At 54.1% G+C, this 5677-nt stretch carries 8 protein-coding genes; 4 read left to right on the top strand and 4 right to left on the bottom strand.

Annotation, left to right across the window (positions count from 1 at the left end):
- Positions 1-21: 21 nt before the first annotated feature.
- The 4 genes from VMW13_09985 to VMW13_09970 all read left to right on the top strand — a co-directional run bounded on the left by VMW13_09985 (position 22) and on the right by VMW13_09970 (position 4066).
- Positions 22-1743, top strand: coding sequence for a right-handed parallel beta-helix repeat-containing protein (locus VMW13_09985; protein HUV45145.1), 1722 nt, complete (start codon positions 22-24; stop codon positions 1741-1743).
- Positions 1744-1757: 14 nt separating this feature from the next.
- Complete coding sequence (locus tag VMW13_09980; protein ID HUV45144.1) at positions 1758-3281, top strand: DUF2961 domain-containing protein; 1524 nt, start codon at positions 1758-1760, stop codon at positions 3279-3281.
- Positions 3278-3508, top strand: a complete 231-nt coding sequence (locus VMW13_09975) for a hypothetical protein (protein HUV45143.1) — start codon at positions 3278-3280, stop codon at positions 3506-3508. The genes VMW13_09980 and VMW13_09975 overlap by 4 nt, the downstream gene beginning before the upstream one ends.
- Positions 3509-3880: 372 nt before the next feature.
- Positions 3881-4066 carry a histidine kinase gene (locus VMW13_09970; protein ID HUV45142.1) on the top strand — a complete coding sequence of 62 codons (186 nt, stop codon included), beginning with the start codon at positions 3881-3883 and terminating at the stop codon, positions 4064-4066.
- A gap of 257 nt (positions 4067-4323) precedes the next feature.
- Here the strand turns inward: VMW13_09970 and VMW13_09965 are convergent, their stop codons facing one another.
- From VMW13_09965 to VMW13_09950, 4 genes are read right to left on the bottom strand one after another with little or no spacing between them, the layout of a single operon-like run.
- Entirely contained in the window at positions 4324-4605 is a 282-nt protein-coding gene (locus tag VMW13_09965; GenBank protein HUV45141.1) for a hypothetical protein, read from the bottom strand.
- A gap of 6 nt (positions 4606-4611) precedes the next feature.
- Entirely contained in the window at positions 4612-4818 is a 207-nt protein-coding gene (locus tag VMW13_09960) for a hypothetical protein (protein HUV45140.1), read from the bottom strand.
- Complete coding sequence (locus VMW13_09955) at positions 4815-5033, bottom strand: hypothetical protein (protein ID HUV45139.1); 219 nt, start codon at positions 5031-5033, stop codon at positions 4815-4817. Before VMW13_09955 ends, VMW13_09960 begins: the two co-directional genes overlap by 4 nt.
- Positions 5030-5524 carry a hypothetical protein gene (locus VMW13_09950; protein HUV45138.1) on the bottom strand — a complete coding sequence of 165 codons (495 nt, stop codon included), beginning with the start codon at positions 5522-5524 and terminating at the stop codon, positions 5030-5032. The genes VMW13_09955 and VMW13_09950 overlap by 4 nt, the downstream gene beginning before the upstream one ends.
- Positions 5525-5677 lie beyond the last annotated feature (153 nt).

Genomic DNA, 5677 nt, shown 5'->3' with positions numbered 1-5677 from the left:
GCTGAGTAAAGGAGTCTGACCATGGTAATGTCTACAAAGACTCCTCAGGGAGTAAGGTTAAATCCCCAGAATACCCTTGAGCTCAGCCAGGGCATGTTGATCCAGACAGCCATCGATACCGCTGACGCTCATGGTGGCTTTTGGGTAATCCTGCTCTATCCCAGTACAACCTATGATGAGGGAGACCTAACCACTACTGGGGGAGCACTAATAACCATCCGAGGGATGGATGAACATGTGATGATTGCTCCTGCTGCTGCCCCTGCTACGGCAGTTATCAACATTACCCAGACCCTGTACCTTGAGAATATCACCGTTATTTCCCCGGGCGCTGCGATACCCGCAGTACTGGTAAACACTGTTGCTGGAGCACCCACAATAACCGATTGCAATATTGTCGGTACGGGAGCCGGATACAGCCTGCAAATGACCCGGGGGTCGGTAGATGTCCACCGGGGAAGTTTCTCGAGGGACGTTCATCTCAGTACCTTACGGTGTCTCCTGGACTGCTATTTTACGACCTTCCACGGAAACATAATCACCGCCGCTGAGCCCCTCGACCATGACATCGACCTGATGTCCTGTAATATGACCCAGGGTAATATCATCTCCAATGCCACCGGGGCTACGGTTATAGCCTGTGAGGGTGTAGATGATATAGATGCGGTCACCAACGCCGGCACCGGACTGTTCACCTTCAAGGATTGCTATGTCGAATCGGTGAACTGCACCAACGCTGCAGGTGAGATACGGATCACTGGTGGAACCCTGATGGCTTGTGGCGGGGCAGTTGGTGTAGTAACCTGGCGGGTATCTACCAATCACTATGAGTGCGTTCCCGGTATGAACATCAATCACTCTATCGATACCGGCAGGTATATCTTCCTCCACCCGGGGACGTTCACCATCACAGCTGTGGTTGACATAGACGTTGGTGGCTTCACTCTCGAAGGTTCCGGTATTGGAGTAACGGAAATCTTGGCTGCAGCGGACGATATTGACTGTATCTATGCTCATGGCGTAACGGCAGTGACCATTAAGTCCATGACCGTGCGTGGGAAAATCACGGGAGCACGTAATGATGCTGGTATCTATGTCGATACTGTCAGCGACTTGAATATCGAGGATGTTTACGCAATCTCTCACGGCGAAGAGGCCATCAGGCTAGAGAATTGTGGTAGTGGTCCTTCACTTGTGAATGTGACAGTGAGCGGCAGTGGTAGGAATGCGGGATTCTCAAACTTCAAGGCTACTGACTGCACATATTTGAGAATTACCACCTTGATTAGCAAGGTGGCCAATACCACTCACGCTCTTCACCTTGACAACTGCTCAGACTCACAGCTAAGTAATATCAGTCTCTATGACCCGGCCGGCCACGGCATCGTGCTCGAAGATTGCACGAATGTGACCGTAACTCCTGCCCAATGCGATGGCCAAGACACGGCGGGGACGTACGGCGTATACTTCCTGCGGTGTACCGGTTGCCAACTCATTGGTGGCGAGGCCCATGACTTCGAAGACGGGGTGCGGATAGAGGGCGATGGCACGGGTAACGCTGACTACAATACCGTCACGGCGGTAAGGTGCACCAGCAATGTAAATGGGATTGACATAGTGGAGGCCGGGGCTGGTCAATCCAACAAGAATATCATCACCTCGAATCAGCTCCTCGGTAATACCACCGCTGCCTTCGTCGACGGCGGGACTAATACTGAACAAGGACACAATATAGTAGTATAAGGGAACAAAGAAGAATGACAATCTACCAGCCTCATTCCGGATTTGACCTGCTTGAGAATGAGCACATCAACCTGAGAGAGAGGATTGCCGGAGTCCCCCTCAGGTGGGACTCTGTGGGCGGTGTGCCTCTCAAACGGAATACCGAACCTGTAGCTCACGCAGGTAACCTGGGGTTTGTCTCGTACTCAGGTTTGAACCGTGTCGCCAATCTCAAGGTATCCCAATATGACGGAACGGTTTTGTATCAGAATGACTTTACCGACGATGCCCTGAATGCGCTACCTGATGGCTTTGCACAGTGGGGGGTAGGTTCAGATTGGCAGGTCAAGGCAGATGGTATCCACCCTTCAGGTCGCTGTGTGGAGCAGCAGGCTGCTGGTAACTTCTGGAATAACCTCTACTGCACGGAGTATATCCCGCCGGCAGATGGTCGCTACATCATCGAGGGGGATATTTGGGCCGAAATTGGCGCTGGTTTGTGGGAGATGGGGCTATCACTCTACCAGACGGCTCCAGGTACATTCTACGAATTCATGTGGTTACATGACAACTTTACAGCTATCCGCATACATGGAGTCGGCAACCTTCAGGCCCGCATTTGCGACGACTACGCTGCCGCCAAGGAAGTCTGGTACAGGGTGAAGCTTGTATTAGATGGGCAACGTTGCTGGGGCTACATTACAACCTTGGCTGCCGATGCTCCTGGCATGTGGATAAACTACAACTGGGGAAAGACACTCACTCTCTTTGAGGCTCCAGGTCCACTCAATAAACCCTTAGCCGGAACGATAAAGCAGCTCTGGCTTACGAGAGGTGCAGTTCAGGACATGACTCTCAAGATATACTATGATGGTGCTGGTGCTCCCACTATCGACATGCCTGCCTGGGACTTCTTCTTTGGGGTACCGTACATTGCTTACATGACTCGACTTGTTGGGCATAGTCTTGTCGGTCAGAGTTGCTATCGGTATATCGACATTCCCTACACGAACGGTATCAAGATAGTGCTGGAGAACGACGTCGACGCTGATGTTGCTGTCTGGAGCCAGATTGCTTACCGAACCCTCACTCCTCCACACACACTTGACCGGTATACCCGGCTGTATGCTGTGCGCCACACGGCAAATATGGCTCCTCTAGCATGGGAAGAGTATCTTAACATCGCAGGCAGGGGTGTTTTGCACTCGATATACCAGCGAGTCAGTAATGACAATGATGTCAATTGGATGGAGGGGAATACCCGTATGTATCTTGACGGCGAGAGCTCTCCCAGCCTGGAAGCTACGGGTATGGAGGACCTCATCCTAAACTCTTTCGGTTGGCAATTCTACGGCTGCACCGACTGGGTGGGTGTCCCGATAAAGAGCATCGCTGGTCCAGCTCCCTGGATAATAGCCCAGTACCGGATATTCGAGCAAGACTCAGTACCTTTTGATACTGGTCTGAGAATTAAGTGGCAGAACGGGCAAGAGGGAGAGGGAATTCCCGGAGGGAATAGTGACCTCGTTACTGTGGTTCACTACTACTTAGATGCATGAAGAAATTCCTGAGAGAAACCAGGGAGATACTCTCCGACTGTATAGTGTTCGCTATGGGAGTCTTCTTTACCTGGCACTTCATCCAGATAAAGCTGCACTCCTACAGCTACGTTTATGAGAATACCCCCTGGATTCTATGGGCGGAGTTGGTCATGGCCCCTCTAATCGCCATACTCGGGATTGAGCGTTTCATCGAGGATATTACTAGGTTCTGGAGAAAGAAGTGACCACGGGTACCGTTCTCAAATGCAGCAGGGAGGCTGAGAGTCACCGGGGTGGGCTTCGTAAGGTCCGCGGCGAGATGGTCTGCGAGCAGTGCTATGCCAAGGAGAACGGCTACGAGCTCAAGAAGGGTGCCGGCAGGCAAACCCTCTGCCCCAGGTGCGGTGAACCCTTGATGACCAGGTACCGCAGGGGTGGGATCTCGATCAAGTCCCTGTCGACCCGAGGGCGAAAAGCGGTACTGACCTGCGAATGTGGGTATGAGAAGACTTTCAAGAACCCGTTTGGCGGACCGAGCGACCGGAACGTGGCTGCCCGCCAGAGGTTACAATCCGAGGCAAGGCGGAAGAAGCACGAAGCACTTATGAGGAGTCGAAATGAAGGGACTAACCAGAACCCTGGCAGTAGCACTTGAGGCGGTGGGTATCTGCGCGGGTGTGGTCGGCATCGGGATCGAGGTAGCCTTCGGAGCTGATGTTGGCTTCATGTGCATCACAGGCGGCGCCGTAGTCGTAGCCGTGGGGTCCCTCATCTTCGCAAAGCTGATCAAGTGGGGGGGCTGACTCCGCTCAGTCCCTCTCCCAGGGCTCTTGATAGGGGAGCCGTAACGCATGGTATATCGATTCTTCCGTATCTCCGGCAATCCTCCCGCCGTTCTCATCGAACAGGCCGTCTCCAGAAGCGGCCAGCCTTTATGGCACACAGGTTCACGTCTTGTTCCCACCAGGCACACATCTCCTGGAGACAATCTTCGTATACCCACTGTTCCGAATTCCCGACGACTGACTCAGGGTGCAATGTTTTTGGGCACTTCATGGTTTTACCTCCTCGCTTCTTTCAATGGTTGGCCATCGGCCCGGTAGTACCTGTCGCGGTTGACAAACGCCAGCCAGGGAACCTTATGGCCGACCCTCTTTTCCATGACCGGCCATGCCTCAATACACGAGGAGCAGAGCCGCTTGTCGCGGTACCGGGAGACCCCCTCGCGGTAATGGTTGGGGCCGCAGTAGATACCGCAGCACTGGCACCGCGGGTGATCGGCGTAAGGGACTTCGCAGAGCCTGCAGATGGGGTCTTGGGAGTAGTCACTGGACTCGGTCATGGTTCCTCACAGCGGGTAGAGTCTCCGGAAGCCGGTCATGCCCTTATTCCTCCGCTCTAGGGCACCGTACAATCTTCTCCAATCCTCCAGCGACATCTCAATCTCCTGGTCGTCAGCACCCTCAATGACTTCCGGGGCGTCTGGCCGCGGTTGGGAGTTATTGGTGATGGTGGCGTTTTCCTCCTCGGGAAGAGGCAGCGGCTCTACGGTCATCTCTCTTCTCCTTTGCCGGGCAGTCGAGGGATATCCTCCCCTTGCGGTGTCGGCGCTATCACTAGCTTGACCTGGTCATTCAGGAGGCGTGCAATCTCCACCGGCCGGCCATGGCCTGACCAGATCCTGTTTAGGACCTCTTTCTCCTCCGGCGTCTCCGACTCCAGGACGACACCCCGGTATTCTGTCTCTTTGGCTTCCAGACTTGCTTTCATTCCCTTTCCCCTTCAAGGTCTTCCAGTTCGTCGAGTGGTACCCGGATATGAACCTCACCTTCGTTCCTGATGGCATACTTGGGAGGCCGCTCTTCATTGGTACAACGGCCGCAGAGTGAGGCGGATGCCCGGCCGCCAGACCCTTCCAGGATGTTGCCCCAACTGGGGTATTCCCAGGTCGCCAGTTTATCAACGAGGACGACCGAGGCATCCGGGTCATCCATGATCATCTCATCGCAGGCGCAGCATGGCCAGCCGGCAAGTAAGGTGCCCCCCTCCTCCGGCGTCTCCGACTCCAGGACGACACCCCGGGTGAACTTCACGACCAAGGCTGGCGGCATAACAGCCTCGTGCTCGACGCCATCAAGGTACTCACTGACTATCCTGATTCCCTCCGGGTGGGGATAGATGCGGGCTATGACACAGCCATTCTCCAAGAGCTGTATCATCTCCTGCCCCGTCTCGGCGTCCACTTCTTTCTGGAGTTCCATAATCGTTTTTTTCTCCTTTTCTGTACTCTTCAGGCCCCTTTCTCACCTCTGCTCTTCAGGATGAGCTCGTAGGCCGCGGTCAATCTCTTGAACTTCTCAGAGTCCCCGCCTTTGTCGGGATGATAGTACATGGATTTCCGCCTGTAGACGTCC

The sequence above is a fragment of the Dehalococcoidales bacterium genome, from assembly GCA_035529395.1.
In the GTDB taxonomy this organism is placed as follows: Bacteria; Chloroflexota; Dehalococcoidia; order Dehalococcoidales; family Fen-1064; genus DUES01.
This window is presented reverse-complemented; position numbering and strand designations above follow the sequence as displayed.